Origin of the sequence: Tenacibaculum aquimarinum, assembly GCF_022478115.1 — a bacterium.
In the GTDB taxonomy this organism is placed as follows: domain Bacteria; phylum Bacteroidota; class Bacteroidia; order Flavobacteriales; family Flavobacteriaceae; genus Polaribacter; species Polaribacter aquimarinum_A.
This window is the reverse complement of sequence record NZ_JAKGSC010000008.1, coordinates 41,414-66,723: the sequence shown is the minus strand read 5'-3', so window position 1 is coordinate 66,723 and position 25,310 is coordinate 41,414. Positions and strand designations below refer to the sequence as shown.

At 30.2% G+C, this 25,310-nt stretch carries 18 protein-coding genes; 13 read left to right on the top strand and 5 right to left on the bottom strand.

All coding sequences use genetic code 11. From position 1 onward, the window contains the following. Positions 1-67 precede the first annotated feature (67 nt). Positions 68-1,438: a tetratricopeptide repeat protein gene (locus tag L1S33_RS12355; protein ID WP_240562566.1), complete on the bottom strand. Its 1,371-nt coding sequence runs from the start codon at positions 1,436-1,438 to the stop codon at positions 68-70. Positions 1,439-1,663: 225 nt separating this feature from the next. Between L1S33_RS12355 and L1S33_RS12350 the strand changes: the two genes are divergently transcribed. Beyond that, complete coding sequence (locus tag L1S33_RS12350) at positions 1,664-2,005, top strand: DUF2853 family protein (protein ID WP_240551807.1); 342 nt, start codon at positions 1,664-1,666, stop codon at positions 2,003-2,005. A gap of 89 nt (positions 2,006-2,094) precedes the next feature. Next, entirely contained in the window at positions 2,095-3,519 is a 1,425-nt protein-coding gene (locus L1S33_RS12345; RefSeq protein ID WP_240562565.1) for an L-serine ammonia-lyase, read from the top strand. 70 nt (positions 3,520-3,589) lie between these two features. Here L1S33_RS12345 and yaaA read toward each other — a convergent pair whose 3' ends face one another. Continuing rightward, complete coding sequence (gene yaaA / locus L1S33_RS12340) at positions 3,590-4,348, bottom strand: peroxide stress protein YaaA (RefSeq protein WP_240562564.1); 759 nt, start codon at positions 4,346-4,348, stop codon at positions 3,590-3,592. A gap of 311 nt (positions 4,349-4,659) precedes the next feature. On the opposite strand from yaaA, the gene ccsA reads away from it, so the two are divergent. The 3 genes from ccsA (at position 4,660) to L1S33_RS12325 (ending at position 10,428) form a co-directional block, all read left to right on the top strand. Then, a complete protein-coding gene (gene ccsA / locus L1S33_RS12335; protein ID WP_240562563.1) occupies positions 4,660-7,875 on the top strand; it encodes a cytochrome c biogenesis protein CcsA in 3,216 nt (1,071 codons plus the stop codon). 56 nt (positions 7,876-7,931) lie between these two features. Beyond that, on the top strand, positions 7,932-8,447 hold the full coding sequence (locus L1S33_RS12330) for a DUF2892 domain-containing protein (RefSeq protein ID WP_240562562.1): 516 nt from the start codon (positions 7,932-7,934) through the stop codon (positions 8,445-8,447). Between the two features lie 82 nt (positions 8,448-8,529). Next, positions 8,530-10,428 (top strand): polysaccharide biosynthesis protein, encoded by a 1,899-nt coding sequence (locus L1S33_RS12325; RefSeq protein ID WP_240562561.1) that lies wholly within the window; start codon positions 8,530-8,532, stop codon positions 10,426-10,428. Here L1S33_RS12325 and L1S33_RS12320 read toward each other — a convergent pair whose 3' ends face one another. Then, positions 10,429-11,169 carry a tyrosine-protein phosphatase gene (locus tag L1S33_RS12320; protein ID WP_240562560.1) on the bottom strand — a complete coding sequence of 247 codons (741 nt, stop codon included), beginning with the start codon at positions 11,167-11,169 and terminating at the stop codon, positions 10,429-10,431. A 149-nt stretch (positions 11,170-11,318) separates the two neighbouring features. Here L1S33_RS12320 and L1S33_RS12315 point away from each other — a divergent pair, with 149 nt between their 5' ends. Continuing rightward, positions 11,319-12,170: an N-acetylglucosamine kinase gene (locus L1S33_RS12315; RefSeq protein WP_240562559.1), complete on the top strand. Its 852-nt coding sequence runs from the start codon at positions 11,319-11,321 to the stop codon at positions 12,168-12,170. Here L1S33_RS12315 and L1S33_RS12310 read toward each other — a convergent pair. Together L1S33_RS12310 and gldJ are read right to left on the bottom strand one after the other, a co-directional pair. After that, positions 12,163-13,419 (bottom strand): UDP-N-acetylmuramoyl-tripeptide--D-alanyl-D-alanine ligase, encoded by a 1,257-nt coding sequence (locus tag L1S33_RS12310; RefSeq protein WP_240562558.1) that lies wholly within the window; start codon positions 13,417-13,419, stop codon positions 12,163-12,165. The genes L1S33_RS12315 and L1S33_RS12310 overlap by 8 nt on opposite strands. 66 nt (positions 13,420-13,485) lie before the next feature. Continuing rightward, positions 13,486-15,189 carry a gliding motility lipoprotein GldJ gene (gene gldJ / locus L1S33_RS12305; RefSeq protein WP_240562557.1) on the bottom strand — a complete coding sequence of 568 codons (1,704 nt, stop codon included), beginning with the start codon at positions 15,187-15,189 and terminating at the stop codon, positions 13,486-13,488. Between the two features lie 191 nt (positions 15,190-15,380). On the opposite strand from gldJ, the gene porU reads away from it, so the two are divergent. The 7 genes from porU to L1S33_RS12270 all read left to right on the top strand — a co-directional run bounded on the left by porU (position 15,381) and on the right by L1S33_RS12270 (position 25,273). Beyond that, positions 15,381-18,779, top strand: a complete 3,399-nt coding sequence (gene porU / locus L1S33_RS12300; protein ID WP_240562556.1) for a type IX secretion system sortase PorU — start codon at positions 15,381-15,383, stop codon at positions 18,777-18,779. 44 nt (positions 18,780-18,823) lie between these two features. Further along, positions 18,824-19,873, top strand: coding sequence for a type IX secretion system outer membrane channel protein PorV (gene porV, locus L1S33_RS12295; RefSeq protein WP_240562555.1), 1,050 nt, complete (start codon positions 18,824-18,826; stop codon positions 19,871-19,873). A gap of 76 nt (positions 19,874-19,949) precedes the next feature. Next, positions 19,950-20,432 carry a cytidine deaminase gene (cdd, locus tag L1S33_RS12290; RefSeq protein ID WP_240562554.1) on the top strand — a complete coding sequence of 161 codons (483 nt, stop codon included), beginning with the start codon at positions 19,950-19,952 and terminating at the stop codon, positions 20,430-20,432. Then, a complete protein-coding gene (locus L1S33_RS12285; protein ID WP_240562553.1) occupies positions 20,433-20,816 on the top strand; it encodes a group III truncated hemoglobin in 384 nt (127 codons plus the stop codon). A 122-nt stretch (positions 20,817-20,938) separates the two neighbouring features. After that, complete coding sequence (locus L1S33_RS12280) at positions 20,939-22,006, top strand: 3-oxoacyl-ACP synthase III family protein (RefSeq protein ID WP_240562552.1); 1,068 nt, start codon at positions 20,939-20,941, stop codon at positions 22,004-22,006. 62 nt (positions 22,007-22,068) lie between these two features. Next, entirely contained in the window at positions 22,069-23,604 is a 1,536-nt protein-coding gene (gene guaA / locus L1S33_RS12275) for a glutamine-hydrolyzing GMP synthase (RefSeq protein ID WP_240562551.1), read from the top strand. Positions 23,605-23,647: 43 nt separating this feature from the next. After that, positions 23,648-25,273, top strand: coding sequence for a PBP1 and LysM peptidoglycan-binding domain-containing protein (locus L1S33_RS12270; RefSeq protein WP_240562550.1), 1,626 nt, complete (start codon positions 23,648-23,650; stop codon positions 25,271-25,273). Positions 25,274-25,310: the final 37 nt, after the last annotated feature.

The window sequence follows — 25,310 nt, the reverse complement described above, 5'->3', positions numbered from 1 at the left end:
CGAAGATAGTTTAAAAACATAAAAAAACCGAACATAAATGCCCGGCTTAACTGTAAAATAAATTTTATTACTCTATAGCTTTCTTATAATTTTTTAATAATTGCTGAATCTTAACATTATCAAAAACTGTTGGATATAGTTCTTTTATAATTATATGATACTCATAATCTATTTTCATTCCGTTAATCAAATGACCTCTACCGTAGTTTTCTTTATTTAATATAAAAAACAATCCGGCTAATCGGTATTCTAATTCGGCAAAATCTTTATATATTTTTTGCGCATCGAAAACTGTTTTTAAAGCATCATTAAAATCTCCTAAAAACAGTTGAACATCAGATAGCGCGGTAAAAACTTCAAGATCAATATCACCTAACTCTATGCACTTTTTATAACCTTTTACAGTTTCTTCAAAGAAGTTTAACTTTAAATGAATGTCTGAATATTTTTGCCAATACATTGGATTTGCGTCGTCTATTTTCAAAGCTTTACCTATATAATATGCTGCTTTTTGATACTCTTTTTGATCATAATACAAGTTAGTTAACAACAACCAACTTTTATCTAACAAAGGATCTTCATGTACCGCTTTTTTATAATATCTAATTGCAATCTCCGACTTACCTAATCTTTCATAACATTCACCAACTCTTGTATATGCAAATGCTGTTGGATCGTCTAATTCTAAAGAAATTAAATAATTATCAATTGCTTCTTCAAAACGATTTAACGCTTCTAAAGTTTTTGCTTTTTCTAAATAACCTCCAATGAAGCTCTCATCAATTAAAACAGAATAGTCAAAAGAAGTTAATGCTTCTTTATACATATTTAGTGTAAAATACTGTCTTCCTAATTGATGCCAAGCTACTTCACAATATGGATTTTTATCTACATAAGAGTTTAGATATGTAATAGCTTGCTCATGATTCTCTTGCATATCAAAACAATAGACAACATTGTAGAGTGATGAATAATCTTCAAAATCTACTTCAATACATTTAATGAAATTTAAACGAGCATTATCATAATCATCTAAATACAAGTATTCCATACCTATTAAAGACCAGATATCTGCTTTGTCATCAGAAAAAACCAATGCTTTTTCAAGATTTTTGATAGCTTCTAAATGTGTGCCTCTTTTTGATAAAATAGTAGCTTTTTGAATAAAAACCTCATCGTTTTTTGGCGAAACCACTTCTAACCTATTCACTAAAAGTGTTGCCTCTTCTAATTTATTCTCAAAAATAAGGAGTTCTATTTGTAGTAGTTTTAGGTCTACAGAAGTTGGGTGTTGCTCCATTCCAAGTTTTACAGCTTTTCTAGCTAAAGAATGCTTACCCACATCAAGATAATGAACTATAATTTCCTCAAACTCAACCAAATCGAAAAAATAAACATTATTTGTTTTAAGCATCGATTCAAACTTTGATAAAGACATAGGCAAAGGTTTAGAATTACACTCTAAATGTACTACAACTATAATGCCGCTTCGAAACAATGTGTTTTTGTTTTCAACAATTTAATTAACAAAACATGGTTTTTATTGATTTTAAGTTGCTAATCGACTGATTTAAAATTCTATTTGACAATCCATAATTATTTCTCTATATTTGGAATCTAAATTTTAATTTTTAAAAAAAGTTAACCTATAAAACAAAAAATCATGAGTAAGTTTGACGAAAAAGTAGCATTGTATAAAAAATTTATGGACGATAGAGATTTACGCTCTAACACAGATTTATTAAAAGCTGTTACTAAAGGATTAGGTCCATCAATTTATAAGAAAGATGCTGAAACTGTATCTGGTTCTGATGCTAAAGAATTAGCAACGGTTAAGAAAAATTTCTTAATGAAAAAATTAGGTTTAGCTGATAGCCCTGAATTAGACGCAGGTATTGCAGAAGTTATGGAAAGAATTGGGAAGTCTGAAAGAAATAAATATAGAGCGGTAGTATATTATATGTTAATGAAAAAATTTGACAAAGAATCTGTTTACGGTTTCTAAAATAAATTTTATTATAATATTATAAAAAAATCCAACTCAATGAGTTGGATTTTTTACATTTACAGCAATTTAAATGTAGTTTTTTAAGAATGTCACAATTTATTAGTGTTTTCGATATGCTTAAGATTGGCGTTGGCCCATCTAGCTCACACACATTAGGCCCTTGGAGAGCTGCCATGGCTTGGGTTCAAAAAATAAGAGAAACAAATCTTTTAGATGCTATAGACACTATTGAAGTGCATCTGTACGGCTCACTTTCGTTAACAGGAAAAGGACACGCAACAGATTTAGCTATTCTTTTAGGCTTAAGTGAAGCTGACCCAGAATATATACCTATTGAAGATGTTTTTATTATTGTGGATAGAATTAATACACAAGAAGAAATTTATTTTAAAGGTGGAAATAAAATTAAGTTTTTAAAAAATTCTATTATTTTTAATAGAGATTTTTTGCCTTTTCATTCAAACGGAATGACTTTTAAAGGCTTTTCTAATGGAAAAGAAATATCAACAGAAACTTATTATTCTATTGGCGGTGGATTTATTGTTCAAGAAAACGATCATTTAGAAGAAGAAATAGAAATTACAAAAAAGAACTTTCCTTTTCCAATAAATAGAGCTATTCAATTAGAAGAATATTGCGAAAAAGAAAATTTACAAATTTCAGATATCGTTTTAAAAAATGAATTAGAACTCCGTTCTTCTGATGAAATTGATTTTGAATTGAATAGAATTTGGGAAACAATGTTAGAATGCATGTACATTGGTTGCCATACTGAAGGAAAACTTCCTGGCGGATTAAATGTAAAAAGACGTGCTTTTGATACACAAGCTAAACTTATTAAAGGCGCTATATATGCTAATCCAGATGAATGGATAACTGCAATTAGAAGTAGCGAAGTAAAATTTAGAGAGATTTTAAAATGGGTTAGCTGTTTTGCATTATCAGTAAACGAAGTTAATGCGGCATTAGGTAGAGTTGTAACTGCCCCTACAAATGGAAGCGCAGGTGTAATTCCGGCTGTTTTAATGTATTATATGGTTATAGAAAATCATGAAGCAGATTTTAATCATGTTAAAAAATTCTTATTAACTGCGGGCGAAATAGGTAGTATTTTCAAGAAAAACGCTACAATTTCTGCAGCAATGGGAGGTTGTCAAGCAGAAATTGGAGTTTCCTCTGCAATGGCAGCTGGAGCTTTAACAGAACTATTAGGCGGAACACCTGCACAATGTTTATCTGCCGCAGAAATTGCAATGGAACATCATTTAGGTTTAACTTGCGACCCAATTGCCGGTTTGGTTCAAGTTCCTTGTATTGAACGTAATTCAATGGGCGCTATAAAAGCAATTCATGCCGCAGAAATTGCCTTAGAAACGGATCCAAAAGAATCTTTAGTGCATTTAGATGATGTAATTGACACTATGTGGGAAACCGCAAAAGACATGAATAAAAATTACAAAGAAACATCGGAAGGCGGTTTAGCCGTTACCGTAAGAATGGTTGATTGTTGATTCTGTAGGCAGTTTTCAGTATTCAGCTGGCAATACTCAACTGCAAGTTATGAACACTGAAAACTGAATACTATCGAGTGAAAACTAATTCTGTTTCAGAAGATAATTCTGATGAGAAACGATACTTATCTACATTAAAACCTTTTAATTCTTGAATAGTTTTAACATTGTTTTCAATGATATAACGCACCATTAAACCTCTAGCCTTTTTAGCATAAGTCATCACAATTTTATATTCTCCATTTTTAAAATCTTTAAAAACAGGCGTAATCATTGGCACTTTTAGCACTTTTTTATTTACCGCTTTAAAATATTCTGAACTTGCAAGGTTAATAAATAACTCATCATCATTAATTTCTTCATTTAAAGCATTTGCTATTTCATCTCCCCAAAATTTGTACAAATTTTCAGCTCTTCCAACTTTTAAACGTGTTCCCATTTCTAATCGATAAGGTTGTATTAAATCTAACGGTTTTAATAAACCGTATAAACCTGATAGGATTCGTAAATTATCTTGTAAGACTGGTAATTTTTCTTCAGCTAAAGAATTTACATCAATTCCCTGAAAAACTGCTCCTGTAAAAGCATAAATAGCTTGTTTTGCATTGTCTTGCGTAAATGGTGTTTCCCAAGTCTGATTTCTATCGTAATTTAAAGCAGCCAAATCACCTGAAATTTTCATTAATTCAGAAAGCTTCTTTCTAGATAATGTTTTTAGTTTCTTATTTAGCTTTTCAGATTGCGCTAAAAACTGAGGTTCAGTATGTAAACTTGTAGGCACTTTACTTTCAAAATCTAAGGATTTTGCTGGAGATATTATTATTTTCATATGGTAATTTCTTATGTGTAAAAATACAATTCTAGTTGAAGCTTTTCAAAATGATTTGCAAAATTAATTTTATATCAAAATAGAAAAAACTGATGCGTAAGATTTAGTTTGCTTCTAAATTCCTTTTTTAGTAAATTTCGCTAACTTTGAATATTAACAATTAAAACTGTGAATATTCTTAAACATTAGCGAATTCTCCAAAATCTCCCTTCCATTTCGACAAAAAAATCTAGTAAAAAAACAGTAAAATATACACTGTTTTTTCTGCTTTTATGCGTAAATTTGTGCGACTTTAAAAGTACCAAATTAAGATGAAAAAAATCTTCAATATACTCTACTCAACACGTTTAATGGCAATTTTATTTATTCTCTTTGCTGCTGCAATGGGTGTTGCCACATTTATAGAAAACGACTACGGAACACAAACCTCTAAAGCACTTGTTTATAACACTTGGTGGTTTGAGTTAATTATGCTGTTATTTGTCGTAAATTTCTTTGGAAATATTTTTAGATACCGTTTGTATAAAAAAGAAAAGTGGTCGGTTTTACTGTTTCACGTTTCATTTTTATTAATTCTAATTGGCGCAGGAATTACACGCTATATTGGTTATGAAGGTATGATGATTATTGATGAAGGAGAAACTACTAATAAATTATTATCAGAAACCACATACTTAAACGTAATTGTTGATAACAGCGAATTTCAAAAAGAAATAAACGAAAAACTGTTACTAACTGCTTGGGGAAAAAACAGTAAAGAATTTAGTGCTACTTTTCAACCTAAAAAAAGCGCTGCTGCAAATACAATCGATTTTAAATTAGTTGATTATATTCCTTGGGCAGAAAAGAAAATGGTTTTGGATGAAAATGGAGTTGAACATTTATTTTTAGTTGAAAGTTCTGAAGGAAGCAGACACGAGCATTATATTAAAAAAGGAACAATACAGAACATTCATAATATATTAGTTGGTTTTGAAGCACCAGAAAATAATGCATCAATCAATTTTTATACTGAAAACGGAACTTTACAAATGAAAACTAAAGCTGATGGAGATTGGCTTAGAATGGCAGACCAGAAAAAAGGAACAATTGTAAAAGATTCTGCACAACACTTCCAATATTTAACCTTACACAATGTAGCTGGTTTACAATTTGTAATTCCAAGACCTGCAGAAAAAGGAGAGATCCAAACTATTAGCGGAAAAAAAGATAAAACTAAATACGACGCTGTAATTTTTGATGTTACTGCAAATAACGAAACAGAAAGAATTGAATTTACTGGTGGACAATACAATACCGACGGACAAAAACAGTTTTCTGTTGGTGGTTTAAATTTTAGAGCTTGGTATGGCGCCAAAGAATTATTAATTCCGTTTAACATTAAACTGAATGATTTTCAATTAGAAAAATACCCAGGTTCAGAAAGCGCAGCTTCTTACGCAAGTGAGGTTACGGTTATTGACAAAGACAATACATTTGATTATAGAATTTTCATGAATCATATTTTAGATCATAAAGGATTTAAGTTTTTTCAGTCTAGTTATAAAAACGCCGGAGAAGAAATTGAACAAACCCACCTTTCAGTAAATCATGATTATTGGGGAACATTAATAACATACATTGGTTACTTTTTATTATTCGGAGGTTTATTAGCAATGCTATTTGTTAAGAATACTCATTTTGATAGTTTAAAGAAAAGTTTGAAAAAAATTAGGAAGAAAAAACTAACCATGTCTGTAATTGGTTTCTTGTTTTTCTTTGGATTTAGTTTTGGACAAGAACATGTTCACACAGAAAACGACGGACATAATCATGCGCCTCAACAAACTGTTACGAAACACCAACAACGTCAATTAATAAAAATTACCGAAGTTCAAATTGATTCTATTTTAAAAGCTAACATAGTTGATGCGGAACATGCAAAATCTTTTAGCAAATTAGTAATTCAAGATGCTGGAGGACGTATGAAACCAGCACATACTTTTGCATCGGAATTGGTGAGAAAAGTAAGTCATGTTGATACTTTTAGAGACATGAATCCTAGTCAGGTTTTATTATCAATAAGAGAAAATCCAAGTTTTTGGGCAGAGAGAATTCCATTCATTTATTTAGAAGAAGGAAATACAAAAATTCGTGAAATTTTAAATTTACCGCAAACCGCTACACATGCGCGTTTGTATGATTTTTATGGCGAAAATGGTGTTTCAAAAATTGACAACTATATAATTGAAGCTCAAAAGAAAAATATTCAAGATAAATTTGAGAAAGATGTTATAAAAATTGGAAGAAGAGTTTGGCTTTACACAAGTGCTTTAGGCGGTAACGTAATGCGTATATTCCCAATTCCTAATGAAGAAAACAATAAATGGGTTTCTCAACCAGAAACATTAAACGCTGGTTTTAAAGGCATCGATTCTGTTTTTGTTCGTCAATCTTTACCTGTTTATATTCAACTATTACAAAATGCTAAACAAACCGGAGATTATACAGAAGCTAATAGTGTTTTAGATGGAATAAAAAAGTTTCAAAAGAAATTTGGGTCAAATGTTCGCCCTTCAGAAGAAAAAATTGAACTAGAAATAACTTATAATGAAATTGATATTTTTAGTAACCTCGCTATAGGTTATGGTATTGTTGGTGTTTTATTAATCATATTAGTTATTACACAGATATTTACTAGTAGTAAAGCTTTAAACTATATAATAAAAGGGCTTATTGGTATAGTAATCATTTTATTTACGGCACACATTATTGGTCTTGGAATGCGTTGGTACATTAGCGGTAATGCGCCTTGGAGTAACGCTTACGAATCAATTATTTTTGTTGCTTTTGCTACAATGTTGTTTGGGTTATTACTAGGAAGAAAATCTGCTTTAACAATTGCTGCAACAGCATTTCTAGTATCAATTACATTAGCTTTTGCACATCAAAACTGGTTAGACCCAGAAATTGCAAATTTACAACCTGTATTAAACTCATGGTGGTTGTTAGTGCACGTTTCTATTATTGTAGCTAGTTACGGTCCTTTTTCTTTGGCAATGATTTTAGGAATTGTTTCGCTATTCTTAATGGTTTTTACCACTAAGAATAACAAAAAGAAAATGGATATTAACATTAAAGAATTGACTATAATTAATGAAATGTCTATAACCGTTGGTTTAGTAATGCTTACTATCGGAAACTTTTTAGGCGGAATGTGGGCAAACGAAAGTTGGGGACGTTATTGGGGTTGGGATCCAAAAGAAACTTGGGCACTAGTTTCCATAATGATTTATGCTTTTGTATTACATATGCGTTTAATTCCTGGTTTACGTGGTAAATTTACATTCAACTTATGGTCAATAATGGCTTATGCATCAATAATGATGACTTATTTTGGTGTAAACTTTTACTTATCAGGATTACATTCTTATGCAAGTGGAGATAGAGTTATTACACCTAGTTCGGTATTTTATTCAGTAGGTTTTGTTGCTATTTTAGGAATTTTAGCTTGGATAAAATATAAAAAACACTACAAAAAAGGATAAGTAGTTTCGGTAGAAAAAAGTACATTTGCTTTTCAATAAAAATTAGAAAAAAGACTATGTTTCATAAAAATATAAAATTAGCTATTGCAGCCTTAATAGCAGGTTGGGCAGTTTATCAATTTACACAAGGAAATATAATGAATGGAATTTCATTATTATTACTAGCAGGAATCTTCGTGTTATTTTATTTTAAAAATGAATTTATCTTACTCGCATTCTTACAGTTACGTAAACAAAATTTTCCAGGAGCACAAAAATGGTTGGGTTATATTAAAAACCCATCAACTGCGTTAACTCAAAAACAAGAAGGTTATTACAATTACCTTCACGGTATAATGTTATCGCAAACTAACATTACACAAGCTGAAAAGTTTTTACGTAAAGCTGTAAAAATAGGACTTTCAATGGATCATGATTTAGCAATGGCTAAATTACAATTAGCTGGTATTGCAATGACAAAAAGAAGAAAAAGAGAAGCTACAAATTTAATGGCTGAAGCTAAGAAATTAGACAAACATGGCATGTTAAAAGAGCAAATGACAATGATGAAGAATCAAATGAAAAAGATCTAACAACCTCATTTTCAAAAAACAAATACTAAAAACAACTATTCAATATTTAATTGTATTTTTACATACAATCACATCACTTTAAATGGTTAGACAGTTTTTATTAAAAATTTTAGATAAGTATGCCTCTAAGTGGCTAGTACTTTTAATAGATATAACTTTAGTTTGTATCTCATTTATTATAGCATACATAATTCGCTTTAATGCTAGTTTAAATTTTGAGACAGAAAAATTATCTTTTCAACTACCAATAATAGCTACTATTGCACTTATTAGCTTTTTATTAGTTGGTTCATACAAAGGAATTATAAGACATACAGGTACAAGAGATGCCTTTAATGTTTTTGTTGGAATTACAATTATGTCTTTTACAACCCTAATTATTGTATCAATAAATAGAGTGTTTAATTTTTTACCAACTTTTACTATACCATTTACAATAATTGCAATACACTATTTAGTAAGTACATTTTTACTAATTTTTAGTAGGTTTATATTTAAAACCTTTTATGAAATAATTACAATTGAACTAGATTCTATAACCAATGTATTGATTTATGGAGCTGGCGACTCAGGTTTAATTACTTACGGAGCATTAAATAGAGACACTAAAAATAGTTATGATGTAGCTGGTTTTATAGATGATGATAAAAACAAAATTGGTAAAAAAATAAACCGTGTATTAGTTTATGGTCAACATCAAATAACCAAAGAGTTTATTGAGAAAAAAAGAATTGATGAAGTCGTTATCTCGATACAAAATATCAAACCAGAACGCATACTAGAAATAACAGATAGTCTATTAAAATTAGGATTGGAGATTAAAATTGTACCACCTTTATCTAAATGGATTGGTGGTGATTTTGAAGCAAATCAAATTAAACAGGTTAAAATTGAAGATCTATTAGATAGAAAACCAATTTCTATTGACAATCCTATACTACAAAGGGAAGTAAACGATAAAGTGATTTTAGTTACTGGTGCAGCTGGTTCTATTGGATCAGAAATCTCAAGACAATTATGTTTATACAATCATAAACACTTAATACTTGTAGACCAAGCAGAATCTCCATTATATGAATTACAGCAGGAGTTAATTCAAAAAGATATTGAGAACTTCACACCAATTGTTGCGGATGTTAGAGATGGAAAAAGAATGGAAGAAATTTTCGCTCATTTTAAACCACAAAAGGTATTTCATGCTGCTGCATATAAACACGTTCCCTTAATGGAGAGAAGCCCTTATGAAGCTGTTAAAATAAATGTTGGAGGGACAAAAATGGTAGCGGACTTATCTGTAAAACATGGTGTAGATCGTTTTGTTATGGTTTCAACAGACAAAGCAGTAAACCCTACAAATGTTATGGGAGCTACTAAAAGAGTTGCTGAAATGTATATTAGCTGTCTTAGTAATCAAAGTATTAAGACTAAATTTACAACTACTCGTTTTGGAAATGTACTCGGATCAAACGGTTCTGTTATTCCATTATTCAAGAAGCAAATTGAAAACGGTGGCCCATTAACTGTTACCCATAAAGATATTACTCGTTACTTCATGACAATTCCAGAAGCCTGTAGACTTGTATTAGAAGCAGGAACAATGGGAGATGGTGGAGAAATTTACATATTTGACATGGGGAAATCTGTAAAGATTTTTAACATTGCAAAAAGAATGATTCATCTTTCAGGATTAGTATATCCTGATGATATAGATATTAAAATTACAGGTTTACGTCCAGGAGAAAAATTGTATGAAGAACTTTTAGCCAATGGCGAAAATACCACAACAACCTATCATGAGAAAATAATGATTGCAAAAACACAAAACGTGGATATACCTGTAATCACAAAAAAAATAGAATATCTTTGTAATATCAACAAAGAGCATAACGATGAGTTAACTGTTAGCGCTTTAAAAGAAATTGTTCCAGAATATATTTCTAACAATTCACAATTTGAGACTTTAGACGAAACTAAAAAATAACTACAAAAAAACTTTTTTGTTATTTTCTAAAAGGTGAAAGATTTTTTCTTTCACCTTTTTAGTTCCTATCTTTTCTAGTAATTTTAAATGATTTTTATGATGTGTGTCAGTTCCAACAAAATCATATAAATTTTCATTGATTAATTTATTTGCTGTTTTCTGTACACTTTTACCATAATGCTCTGTTAAGGATAGTAAGTTTAACTGAAATAAAACACCTGCTTTTTTCAACTTATAAAAAGCTTCAAAGTTATTATGATAAAACCCGTAACGTTCAGGGTGAGCCAGTACAGGTCTATATCCTTTTAATTGAATTTCAAAAAGTATATCGGACAAATTAAAAGGCTCATTAAAAAAGGACATTTCAACTAAAATATAATTACCCTTTAAAGTTAAAATATCGTTGTTTTTTAAACGCATAAAAAACTCATTATCTAACATATATTCTGCAGCAACACTTATAGAAATACTATTCATATTTCTCTTTTTTAATTCTACTTTAACCTCTTCTAATTTTTGTAAGATTACATTAGTAGAGTTCGGGTAAATATCACCTAAAACATGTGGTGTGGTAATAAAATTTCTTATTCCGTAGGAAGACATTTTAGAAATTAATTCAATTGAATCATCTAAATTTTTAGCACCATCATCTATTCCGGGAAGTAAATGTGAATGAATATCAACAAATCCTTTTGGGAAAAACTCAATAAGCAGTATCTCTTTTTTCTTAAAAAAAAACATCTAAAATTATTTATGTAAAATTAAGGCTTTAACTCGATATTAAAATACATCTTGAAATAATTATTTTACAACGAAACCGTTTGAGTTTTGATATACTATTGGATAAATAGTTTTGAACAGTTATATTTGAATAAAATAATAAACTACAAATGATTTTAATTGCAGATGGCGGCTCTACTAAAGCAGATTGGATTGCTTTAAACACAAACAAAGAAGAAGTATTTAGAGTACGAACACTAGGCTTAAACCCTGCTGTTGTTGCTGAAGATGAGTTAGAAAATAGAATTATTAACATGTTTCAACTTATTGACATTAAAGATAAGGTTACACAAATTCATTTCTATGGAGCTGGTTGCGGAACTCCAAAACCAATAAATATTTTGCGTAATGTTATGCAGAAAATATTTGTAAATGCAGAAATAAACATCGCAGAAGACATGTTAGCGGCTGTATATGCAGCTTCTGGAAACAAGCCTGCTATTGTTTGTATTTTAGGAACTGGATCTAATAGCTGTTACTTTGACGGAAAAACAACACAAATGTTGGTTCCATCACTTGGATACATATTAATGGATGAAGCAAGTGGAAATTATTTTGGTAAAATATTAATTCGTGATTATTATTACAAAAAAATGCCTAAACGAATAAGGAAAGAATTCGAAAAACAGTTTGTTTTAGATGCAGACACAATAAAATTGAATATATATAGACAACCAAATCCAAATATGTATTTGGCAAGTTTTGCTAAATTCATGTTCGAATTTAAAGATGAAAAATATATTAGAAAACTTATTAAAAAAGGTTATCAAGAGTTTTTTAAATATAGAGTTCTACCATTTAAAAAAGATAACAGTACACCAATTTATTTCATAGGCTCTATTGCATATTACTTTAGAGATACTTTAGAAAAAGTAGCAGAAAAACATAATTTAAAAATTAGTGATGTAATACAAAGGCCTATAGATAATTTATTAGAATACCACAAAAACTTAATTAACTAATACAAGCTACTATTCTTTCTAAAGCCATACCACGAGAACCTTTTATAAGGATAGAGCTATTATCTATATTATTTTTAGAGAGATACTCCTTTAAGTCTTCAAAAGATTTAAATTGGTGACTATTTGTTTCCGTTTTACAGAAATTTTCACCTATTAAAAACACATTATTAAAGTAAAAAGAAGCAACTAAATCTGCAATACTTTGGTGCTCTTCTAAGCTCGTTTTTCCAAGTTCAAACATATCTCCAAGTATTACTGTTTTTTTAGTAGCATTAAGTATATTAAAACTTTCTATCGCAGCTTTCATACTTGTTGGGTTAGCATTATAAGCGTCTAAAATAATTTTATTTGAAAATTTTTCTATAATTTGAGATCTATTATTTTTAGAAACGTAGTTTTCTATAGCACTTTTAATCTTTTCAAAAGAAATATTAAAGTATTCACCGATTGTGATCGCTGCAGCTATATTATTAAAGTTATAGGCACCAATTAAATTACTTTGAATATCTACTTTATGAAATGATAATTTAACAAAAGGATTCACCTCTAAAAACTCAATACTTTCATCAAACAAAATACGAATCATCTTATTTGTTTTTTTAAGTTGAATTTCATCTTTTGAATTAACAAAAACCGTTTTATTATTTTTGTTTAAAAAATCATACAATTCAGATTTAGCATCAATTACTCCTTCTAAACTCCCAAAACCCTCTAAGTGTGCTTTTCCAAAATTAGTTATGTAACCAAAATCTGGCTCAACAATTTTACTTAAAAACTCAATTTCTTTAGGATGATTTGCTCCCATTTCTACAATACCTATTTCAGTATTATTATCCATAGAAAGTAAGGTTAAAGGAACTCCTATATGGTTGTTTAAGTTACCAAGTGTAGCTGAAGTCTCATATTGCTGGCTTAGAACAGCATTTATAAGTTCTTTGGTTGTCGTTTTTCCATTACTCCCTGTTAATGCTAGTATAGGAATACTTAATTGTCTTCTGTGATAATTTGCAAGTTCTTGTAGTGTTTTTAAAACATTATCAACTAAAATAATATTTTTTGAAGTTTGAAATTCAACTTCATCAACAATACTAAATAAAGCACCTTTTTTTAGCGCTTCTTCTGCAAATTTGTTACCATTAAAATTCTCGCCCTTTAAAGCAAAAAACAAAGTATTTTCTCTTATTTTTCTAGTATCTGTATCAACTAAATAATGTTGACTATAGAGTTTGTATAATTCTTCAATTTTCATTTTTGAAAGATAAAAAAACCTCGTTGAAAAATCCAACGAGGTTTGTAATATTTTTAATCAATATTATTAGTATTGTGGTGCTCTTTTTTTACGTTTTTTAAATGTCATAGGACCTACTTTGTCTGTTGCACATCTAAATCCAATATAGTTTGTTGCCATATATTCTGGATAATACCTACGCTGTGCTGGATCTAACCAATACTCTCTATCTGCCCAAGAACCACCTTTAAACACACGAGATTGATCACTAATTAAAGTTGTTCTTCTTTTTGCGTCGTATTTATAAATATCATCTTGAGATACATTTCCTAAAGAATCTCTTTCGGCCTGTGGCCTTACTGGTGAGTTATACATTCTTGAGTTTCCAGATACCTGATCTTCGTCTTGTTCATAAAACTTTGAAGAACCTTTATCTCCATCTCTAAGACTTACGTTATCTGCATTTTTATAGTTTCTTCTCATAAAAGTTTGGTCCTTTGTTACTGGGATAAACTTAACGCTTCCAGGTAAATTTTTAGGAACAATTCTTCCGTTTGCTAAAGTATCATATTCTACTTCTCCATCACCAACTATAACAACTTTACCTTCTTCGTCAATCATCTTTTTAGTAAAAATATTACCTCTAAAATAATTAAAATCATTTGCTTCAGAATCTACAATTGGACGATAAACATCCGCAACCCATTCTGCAACATTACCAGACATATCATATAAACCAAATGCATTTGGCGGATAAGATTTTACTTTAATAGGAATATCAGATCCATCACTACTCCAACCAGCAATACCACTATAATTACCTTGACCTTGTTTAAAGTTAGCTAATTGATCACCTCTATATCTTCTACTTTTATCTCTAGTATACTTACCATCCCAAGCATATTTTTTACGCCCACGAACATTATTGTATTCTCTATTTTCAAAAGTTGCTTTAGCTGCAAACTCCCATTCTGCTTCTGTTGGCAACCTAAATTTCTGAGCTAAAATACCGTCTGACGAAGAAACTTGACGACCACTAAACTTATCTCTTGATGGTCTTGCTTCTCCTCTTCTTCTTGTTACAGGTAAACCTCTATCATATACTTTTGCTGTATCTCCATCAAATAAAGCATATGGGTCTGCTAAATAAGCATCAGTATCAAAACTATTTTTACCTTTGAACTTTATAGAGTCTGGATCTTCTTTAAAAATGTTTTTCATAACACCTTTATCCATTAATACTTTTAAATTGACAGCGTTAGTTCTCCATTTACAATATTGGTTGGCCTGCGTCCAACTAACTCCAACAACTGGATATTCTGAATATGCTGGGTGACGAAAATAACTTTCTGAAAGTAATTCTGTATTACCTAAACCTTGTCTCCAAACAAGAGTATCTGGTAAAACTGAATTATAAATATGTTTAAAGTTATCTTCTTCTGGTGGATAAATATCTTTTATATATTGAACAAATAATCCATACTCAGCGTTAGTAACCTCTGTTTCGTCTAAATAAAAAGACCTTACATGCATTTGCCTTGGTGTTGTATTCCAATCGAACATAACATCGTCTTGAACCATACCCATAGTAAAAGTACCACCTTCAATATGAACCATTCCTCCAGGCACTTTATTACCTTCTTTATGCTTTCCTTTTAAATAACCTCCATAACTTGGGTCATTAAAATTCCAACCTGTTAAAGAAGATTTATTTGAATCCCTACTACTTCTACAACTAGTAATAAAACTAATAACTACTAGTAAACTAAATAATTTTAATACGTTTTTCATGTATCTTTTTAATCTAAAAAATCTTAATTTTGAGTTTCGCAATTTACAATAATTCTTATTGCAAACAAGAAATTTATTTATTTTATAATTACAACAACCTTAACTTTAACGATTGTTTTTCTGCTTTATTATATTTATTCTTGCAAAAGCTAAAATAACTCATATAAAAATGCGTTATTTAAACTAAAAATATGAAAAAACTACTATTTCTTTTTTTCGCATTATTCTCTTTTACTTGCTTTTCTCAAGTTTCTGACTCAAACTTATCTAATGGAACTTGGTATAAGTTTGCTGTTGACACCACAGGAGTTTTTAAAATTGATAGAACCTTACTGCAAAAAATTGGAATGAACCCTAATAATATTAACCCAAAAAACATTAAAATATTTGGTAATGGTGGTAGTTTATTACCTAATTTAAACAGCGGCTTCAGATATAATGATCTACAAGAGAATGCTATTTTTGTTTCAGGTGAAGATGATGGTACTTTTAACACTGATGATTACATATTATTTTATGCCAAAGGCCCACACGATTGGATTATAAATAGCGCAGACAACACCGCTAATCACAGGCAAAATATATATTCTGACAAAGCATATTATTTTATTACTGTTGATAATGGCCTTGGAAAAAGAATAACAAATGCAAATGAAATTTCTACAAACTCCACTTTACAAATTACTTCTTTTGACGATTTTATCTTTTACGAAAAAGAGGATGTAAATATATTTGCTATTGGTCAAGATTGGTATGGAGAAGATTTTAGTGTCGAAGACAACCAAAATTTTACAATTCCGTTCCCAAATGCTACTCCTAATTCAGAATTAACAATTAGGTTTCGAGGAGCAACAGTCTCTAATTCGCCGAGTTCTTTTATTGCTTCAGTAAATGGGAGTAATAACTTTACCATTAATTACCCACAAGTAAACACAAATTCCTTAACAAAGGGATATGCAATTGAAAGAACAAATAGCTTTATAAACTCAGCAAACACAATTGATGTAAATATACAGTTTAATAATAATGGAAATCCATCTGCAAATGGTTATTTAGATTATATAGAAATTATTGGAAAAAAGGAATTAATTTCTGATGACTTTCAATTTTCTTTTAGAAGTTTTGAGCAAGAAAATAGCGCAGGTATTGTTGAATTTGAACTACAAAACGCTGCATCTATATATCAGGTTTGGGATGTAACAGATTTTATCACCCCAAAAAACATACAAAACCAAACTACGGGAAGCTCTTTCAATTTTAAAGCAAATGGTGGTAATTTAAATGAGTATATAGTTCTTAATGAAAATGACTATTATACTCCTGAAGTTCTTGAGAATTCAGTTATAGAAAATCAAAACTTACATAGCCTACAAGACATTAATTATATAGTAATTACAACTAAAGAATTTGAGAATCAAGCTTCTCGCTTAACAACATATCATCAAGAAAACTCTAATTTAACTACAAAAGTAATTTTGTTAGATGAAATATATAACGAGTTTGGCTCAGGATCACCAGATATTACTGCTATAAGAGACTTTTTAAAACATCTATTTGACAACAATACAGCTCCAGATAAAAAACTACAATTTGTATGCTTCTTTGGAGATGCCTCTTATGACTATAAAGATCGAATCGTAAACAACACCAATATTGTTCCCGTTTATCTAGCAAATAGAGACCAAGGAAACGGGTTTAACCTCGCAACTTCCTTTGTAACAGACGACTACTTCGCCATGTTAGAAGACACAGAAGGTAATATGCAGTCATTTCACACTTTAGATATTGCTACATCTAGAATTCCTGTGCATACAACACAACAAGCTACAGATGTTGTTGATAAAATTTTAAGTTACTACCAAACTGATAAACTAGGAGACTGGAGAAACAGTATTACCCTTATGGCAGATGATATTGACAGTAGAGGTGAAGAAACTATTGAACAAGGAATGGAAGAAATTGCAGATTCTATTAAGGTAAATAGACCCGATTTAAATGTAACAAAAATTTATGCAGATGCATTTGTACAACAAAACAGCTCTGGTGGTGAGCGTTACCCTGATGTAAACACTAATCTTTTAAACTCTTTCGAAAGAGGAACGTTAGTCTATAATTATTTTGGACACGGTGGTGAAGATGGTCTTGCAGCTGAAAGAATTTTAACCATTGCAGAAATTGAAGCTTTAAACAATAATTTTTCGCCCCTATTTGTAACTGTTACATGTGATTTTACAAGATTCGATAACCCACTAAGGCTTACAGCAGGTGAACGTATTTTTTGGAAAAAAAGTGGAGGTGTAGCAAGTTTAATTACAACTACTAGAGAAATTTTTATTAACGTTGGACAAACATTTAACCAAGAATTAGTTAAAGTTTTATTAGCATTTAATCAGGAAGAATTAACTATTTCACAAGCATTACTTAAAACAAAAAACAATACAAGTAGTCGTCAAAAATTCTTTATTTACAACATTGGAGATCCAGCAATGAAACTTGCTGTTCCTAAGCCAAACATTAAAATCACAAAAATGAATGGTATAGATGTAACACAATCTTTAGACACATTAAAAGCACTATCTCGCGTAACTTTTGAAGGTGTTGTAACAGATAATAATGATATAACTTTAACAGACTTTAATGGTACTGTAAGTGCTACCGTTTATGATAAACCCGTAATTAAGGAAACTCTAGACAATGACAATTTTGGTATTATAATGCCATTTGATTCTCAAGAAAGTAAATTATTTAGAGGTAAATCAACTGTAGAAAATGGTACTTTTCAGTTCGAATTTATTGTCCCTAGAGATGTTAAAATTGCCTACGGAAAAGGAAAATTATCTTTTTATGCTGAAAATCAAGAAATAGATAAAACAGGTGCAAATTTTGATGTAGTTGTTGGTGGAATAAATCCTGATGCTCCAGAAGATACCGTTGGTCCAGAAATTCAACTTTTTATGAATGATGAGTCTTTTATTGATGGGGGAAACACAAATTCATCACCAAACTTTATTGCTAAATTAGCAGATCCTAGCGGTATAAACACTTCTATTACTGCTATAGATCATGATATTGTTGCAATTTTAGATGGAGACCAAGCAAATCCTTTTATTCTTAACGACTTTTATCAAACTGAATTAAATGACTTTACAAACGGTGTTGTAAACTATAAATTAAGAGACTTAGCAGTTGGTCCACATACAATTACATTAAAAGCTTGGGACACTTACAATAATTCTTCAGAAGCAACGTTAAACTTTGTGGTTGTTAGTGATACTAGTTTACTTTTAGAAAATGTCTTAAACTATCCAAACCCATTTGTCAATTATACCGAATTTTGGTTTAATCACAATAAACCTAATGAACCATTAGAAGTACAAGTACAGATTTTTACAGTTTCTGGTAAATTAATAAAAACTATAAATCAAAATGTACAAACAACAGGCGGTTTATCGCGAAGTATTACTTGGAATGGTTTAGATGATTTTGGTAATAAAATTGGAAAAGGAGTTTATGTATATAAACTAAAAGTAAAAGCAACCATAAGTAATCTAGTATCAGAAAAATACGAAAAATTAGTTATACTTCAATAAAACCTTATATTTGTCAAACTTATTAAATTACTTCAACTAAAATAATGAAAAAATTCACACTATTATTTTTTGTTTTATGTTTAGCCTTTAACGCTAAAGCACAAACAACAACAGCAACACCTTTTTTATTAATTCCTGCCGACGCAAGAGCTGGTGGTATGGGAGATATTGGTGTAGCTACATCTTCTGATGCGTTTTCTTTATTCCATAACCCATCTAAAATTGCATTTAATGAAAATCAATTAAGTATTGGGGCAAACTACGTACCTTGGTTACGTAATTTAACAGATGATATTTTTGTTGGAAACATATCTGTAGTAAATAGATTCAGCGAAAACCAAGCTTGGGGAGTAGATTTAAAATATTTTTCTTTAGGTGAAATTAACTTAACTACAAACGATGGTTTACCAAACGGATTTAAAAAACCTAGTGAACTTGCTATTTCAGGATATTATTCTTTAAAGTTAAGCGAAGGCTTCTCTATGGGAGTTGGTTTAAAATACATAAACTCTAACTATGATATTGATGATGATTTTGAAGCAATAAACACTTTTGCAGTAGATATTTCTGGTTACTACCGCTCTACTGAAGAAAACTACGGAACATTTAATGGACGTTATAGATTAGGTTTTAACATTGCAAACATTGGTCCTAAAGTTGCTTATACTCCAGGAGACGAAAACTTTATTCCTACAAACTTAAAGTTAGGTGGTGGTTTCGATTTTATTTTTGATGATTACAACACTCTTGGTTTAAATTTAGAATTTACTAAATTATTAGTTCCTGAAGATTCAAACTCAGACAAAGGTTGGTTTGAAGGTATGTTTAGTTCTTTTGAAAACCCTACACCAACTTGGGCATTAGGTGCAGAATATATGTACAATAACGCTTTTGCACTTAGAGCAGGTTACTTTAATGAAAGTGAAGAAAACGGAAACAGACAATTCTTTACCTTAGGAGCAGGTTTTGAAGCCAGAGCTTTTACGGTAGACTTATCCTACTTAATAAATGCATCAGACATTAATAATCCTTTAGAAAATACTTTACGTTTCTCTTTAGCATTTGATTTTGGTGAAATTTATGACGATTATTAAAAAATAATACTAAATTAGTATCCATAAATTAAAAGCAGTCGATAAATTGACTGCTTTTTTTGACTAAAATACTTTTATGAAGAAAATTGACATACAAACTTCTGCAACTATTTTTGATTCAGTTTCGGAACTTTCATCAGAAGAGCAAAACTTAATGAACAATGCAATTGAAGCTAGAAAAAAAGCCTACGCTCCTTATTCAAAATTTAAAGTTGGCGCAGCCTTATTATTAGATAATGGAAAAATAATTTCAGGAAACAATCAAGAAAGTGCTGCGTATCCTTCTGGAATGTGCGCGGAAAGAGTTGCAATCTGGAAAGCCGGTTCTGATTTCCCAAATATGAAAGTTAAAAAAATAGTCATAACAGCAGCATCTACTGAGAACTTAGTAAATAAACCTGTTGGACCTTGCGGAGCATGTAGACAAACTTTGTCTGAATATGAAATCAATCAAAAAGAACCTATAGAAATTATTTTTATGGGAGAAATTGGTCAAATTGTAAAAACAGAATCGTTACTCTCACTTCTACCCTTCTCTTTTGACAGCTCATACCTATAAATGAAAAAAGACATTACTTCTAGGGAAGACATTAAACATATTATTTCTAAGTTTTATGAAAAACTATTAAATGATGGGGAAATGCTTCCTTTTTTTGAAAATTTTGTACAAAACAAAAACCTCGAAAAACATATAGATATTATTACAGATTTCTGGAATGATATTCTTTTTGATACTATAACATATTCTAATAATGTATTAAAAAAGCATTTAGATGTAAATTCTTTTATTGCGTTTAAGGAAAAGCACTTTACCATTTGGATGTCGTATTTATTTGAAACAATTGACACTGATTTTATCGGTTTAAACACTTCTAAAATGAAAGAAAGAGCGACTTCTATTTCAATGGTAATGAAGCTTAAGATGAATCTATATAAAAATTAGATTCATTTACTTTTTAATATTAAGTACTAAATAATTTTCATTTGAACTTCCCATTATTATGCATGCATAGTAAATCTATAATCTTATCATTTTCTAAATTGCATGTTGTAAATAAGTAATAAATGATTTCAGCAAAAATAACAGGTACAGGAGCCTACATACCAACAATAAAAAAAGAGAATGTAAAGTTTGCAAAGAGTGAATTTCTAAACGCAGATGGTTCTAGTTTTAATGCTGAAAACACTGTAATAATTGACAAGTTTAAAACAATAACAGGTATTGAAGAAAGACGTTATGCTGAAAATAATTTTACAGCGTCTGATTTAGCATATTTTGCTGCTGAAAAAGCCATTGAAGATGCTCAAATAAACCCAGAAGATTTAGACTACATTATTTTAGCGCATAACTTTGGAGACGTTAAAAAAGACACTATACAGAGTGATATTTTACCAAGTTTAGCTACACGTGTTAAACATTTACTTCGCATAAACAATCCTAATTGTGTTGCTTATGACATTCTATTTGGTTGCCCAGGTTGGGTTGAAGGTATAATACAAGCACAAGCATTTATAAAAGCAGGTATTGCTAAAAAATGTTTAGTTATTGGAGCAGAAACACTTTCTAGAGTTGTTGATTTACATGATAGAGATTCTATGATTTATAGTGACGGAGCTGGTGCTTGTATCGTTGAAGCTACAGATGAAAATTCTGAAAGCGGAATTTTAAGCCACGCATCACAAACGTTTGCAAAAGATGAAGCTTATTATTTATTCTTCGGAAAATCTTTCAATGAAAATAAAGACAAAGATGTTAGATATATTAAAATGCATGGTCGTAAAATTTACGAATTCGCATTAACAAATGTTCCCAAAGCAATGAAAATTGCTTTAGATAAAAGTGGCGTTTCTATAGATGAAGTAAAGAAGATTTTTATTCATCAAGCAAACGAAAAAATGGATGAAGCCATTATAAAACGCTTTTTTAGATTATATAAAAAACCTGTACCAGAAGGTGTTATGCCAATGAGCATTCATAAACTAGGTAATAGTTCGGTTGCAACAGTACCAACATTATTAGACATGGTTTTAAAAGGAAATATAGAAAACCAAGAAGTTAAAAAAGGTGATGTTATTTTACTAGCTTCTGTTGGTGCTGGTATGAATATAAATGCAATCACCTATCGATTTTAAAAAACTTTAAAAAATCGTTAATCATATATCGTAAATCTAATATCTAAGTATTATTTTTGCGCATGCAACAACACAACGTACTTATATTAGATTTTGGCTCGCAATACACACAACTAATTGCACGCCGCGTAAGAGAATTAAACATCTATTGTGAAATTCACCCTTACAATAAAATACCACAAAACTTAAACGATTTTAAAGCTGTAATTCTATCAGGAAGCCCATCTTCAGTTCGTTCTGAAGAAGCTCCACATCCAGATTTATCAGAAATCAGAGGCAAAAAACCATTGTTAGCTGTTTGTTATGGCGCTCAATATTTAGCACATTTTTCTGGTGGATTGGTTGCTCCTTCTAACACAAGAGAATACGGAAGAGCAAATTTATCTTACGTTAAAGAAGGAGAAGAGTTTTTAGCAAACATTTCTAAGGGAAGTCAAGTTTGGATGAGTCATTCAGACACCATAAAAGAATTACCTACAAACGGAAAACTTTTAGCAAGCACAAACGATGTAGAAAATGCTGCTTATAAAATTGACGGAGAAAAGACATATGCAATTCAATTTCATCCAGAAGTGTATCATTCTACCGACGGTAAACAATTATTACAAAATTTTTTAGTTACTATAGCAGGAGTAGCACAAACTTGGACACCAGATTCTTTTGTAGATGAAACAGTTGCGGGTTTAAAAGCTAAGGTTGGTAACGATAAAGTGGTTTTAGGTTTATCTGGAGGAGTAGATTCTACAGTAGCTGCAGTACTTTTACACAAAGCAATTGGAAGTAATTTACATTGTATTTTTGTAAACAACGGTTTGTTACGTAAAAACGAATATACAGACGTATTAAAGCAATACGAAGGTATGGGCTTAAACGTAAAAGGTGTAGATGCTTCGGCACGTTTTTTGAATGAACTTGCAGGATTAAGTGATCCAGAAGCAAAAAGAAAAGCAATTGGTAAAGTATTTATTGATGTTTTTGATGATGAAGCAAATCAAATTGAAGACGCAAAATGGTTAGCACAAGGAACAATTTATCCTGATGTTATTGAATCGGTTTCTGTAAATGGAGGTCCTTCAGCAACTATTAAAAGTCATCATAATGTTGGTGGTTTACCCGATTTCATGAAATTGAAAATTGTTGAACCATTAAGAATGATTTTTAAAGATGAAGTTCGTCGTGTAGGAAAATCTATGGGAATTGACGCAGAATTATTAGGTCGCCACCCATTTCCAGGACCAGGTTTAGCAATTAGAATTTTAGGAGATATAACGTCAGAAAAAGTTCGTATTTTGCAAGAAGTAGATGCTATTTTTATAAACGGGTTAAAAGAAAGTGGTTTGTACAACAAGGTTTGGCAAGCAGGAGCAATTTTATTACCTGTAAATTCTGTAGGTGTTATGGGAGACGAACGTACTTATGAAAAAGTAGTTGCTCTTAGAGCTGTTGAAAGTACTGATGGTATGACGGCAGACTGGGTAAATTTACCGTATGAGTTTTTACAAAAAACATCTAATAATATAATTAATAAAGTAAAAGGTGTTAACAGAGTAGTTTATGACATAAGTTCTAAACCACCTGCAACTATAGAATGGGAATAAAACTATTATTTCTTTTTGAAAAAAATATAAAATAAATTTAAAGATGAAAAGATTAAAATTTTTGATTTTACTATGTATTATGACCTTTGCTGTATCATGTGGTCAGCAAAAAAAGTACATCGAATACAAAGTAAAAGATGGTGAAACTATGCGTAGTATTGCCAAAAACTACAATCTTAAAACTAAAGATTTATTACGCTTAAATCCTGACGTTGGTAGAAAACCAGATGCAAATACTGTAATTATTATTCCAAATTCAAAGAATAATAACACCCAGATAGCAGAAAATATTAAGGTTGAAGAAACAAAGATTGATGAAATAAAAACTCCAATTGATGTTACTTCTGAAGATACTAACACTATAGATCCAGAATTAGAAGAACTGAAAAAAAGCTTTGTTATTCATAAAGTAAAAGCTAAAGAAACTGTTTACGGTTTAACGCGTTTTTATAATATATCTAAAGAAGAATTATTTACGCTAAACCCTTCAGTAGAAAAAGAAGGTTTAAAAATTAATCAGATTATAAAAATTAAACCAATTTTAACTGAAGAAGATGCTCTAGCTAATGATGTTTTTGAAGATAATATAAATTCTAATACAGAAGTTAACATAGCACTTTTATTACCTTTTAAGGCTAATGAATATAAAGACACTAACTCCAAAGATATATTTAGTAAAAACACTTTAGCAAATATTGTTACAGATTTTTACATGGGAGCAGAAATTGCTATTGATTCGATTAAAAAACAAGGTGTAAAGGTTAATGTTCAAGTATTTGATACGGAAAACAGGAATTCTAAAATTAACTCAATAGCTTCAAATAATCAATTAAAAAATGCAGATGTAATAATTGGCCCATTTTATTCAGATGAAGCTAAAAAATTAGCTAGTAAAGTTAATTCACCCGTTGTATTCCCACATTTTTCTAAAGACCAAAAAACATTTTCGTCTTCAAAATTGATAAAAACCGCTCCAGACAAAAGTATTTATTTAGAAACATTAACAACCTACTTATCTGAAAGTTATACTAATGAAAATATTATTGTTGTTGGAGACGGTAAAGCTACCTCAAACTCTAATATTCTTAAAATAGTAACTAAACTAAAAAAGAACGATTCAATTAAAGCAATCTCTATTTTAAAACCCAAAGATGGTTACATTAAAAAAGAAAAGTTTACAGATTTAATGAAGCCAAAAACGCATACTTGGGTTATAGTAATTTCTGATAATGATGTTGCTGTTGCAGACGCATTGAATAGTATGATTTCTTTACCAGAAGAAGTTACAACTCAGGTTTTTGCTATTGAAAAGAACAAAGCATTTAACAGGATTGATAACTTTAAATTAGCGAAAATTAATTTTAGTTACGTAACTAATGAGTTTATAGACGAAAGTAACTTTGCAACTAAAATTTTTAACTCTAAATACCGAAAACTAAATAACTCTCTACCGTCTAATTACGCAACGAAAGGGTTTGACATTACTTATGATGTTTTAGCCCGTTTAGCTAGTTCTGATAATGATTTAAAAGAAACACTAAACCAAGGTACCTCTTATAGACTAGTCAGTAAGTTTGATTATAAAAAACGCTTATTTGGTGTTACAAATAATGAAGGTTTATTTATCTTGAAATATAACAATGACTTAAGTTTGACAAGATTGAAGTAATTCTTTTTTAAAACTGTTTTAAAGCCTGATTATTATT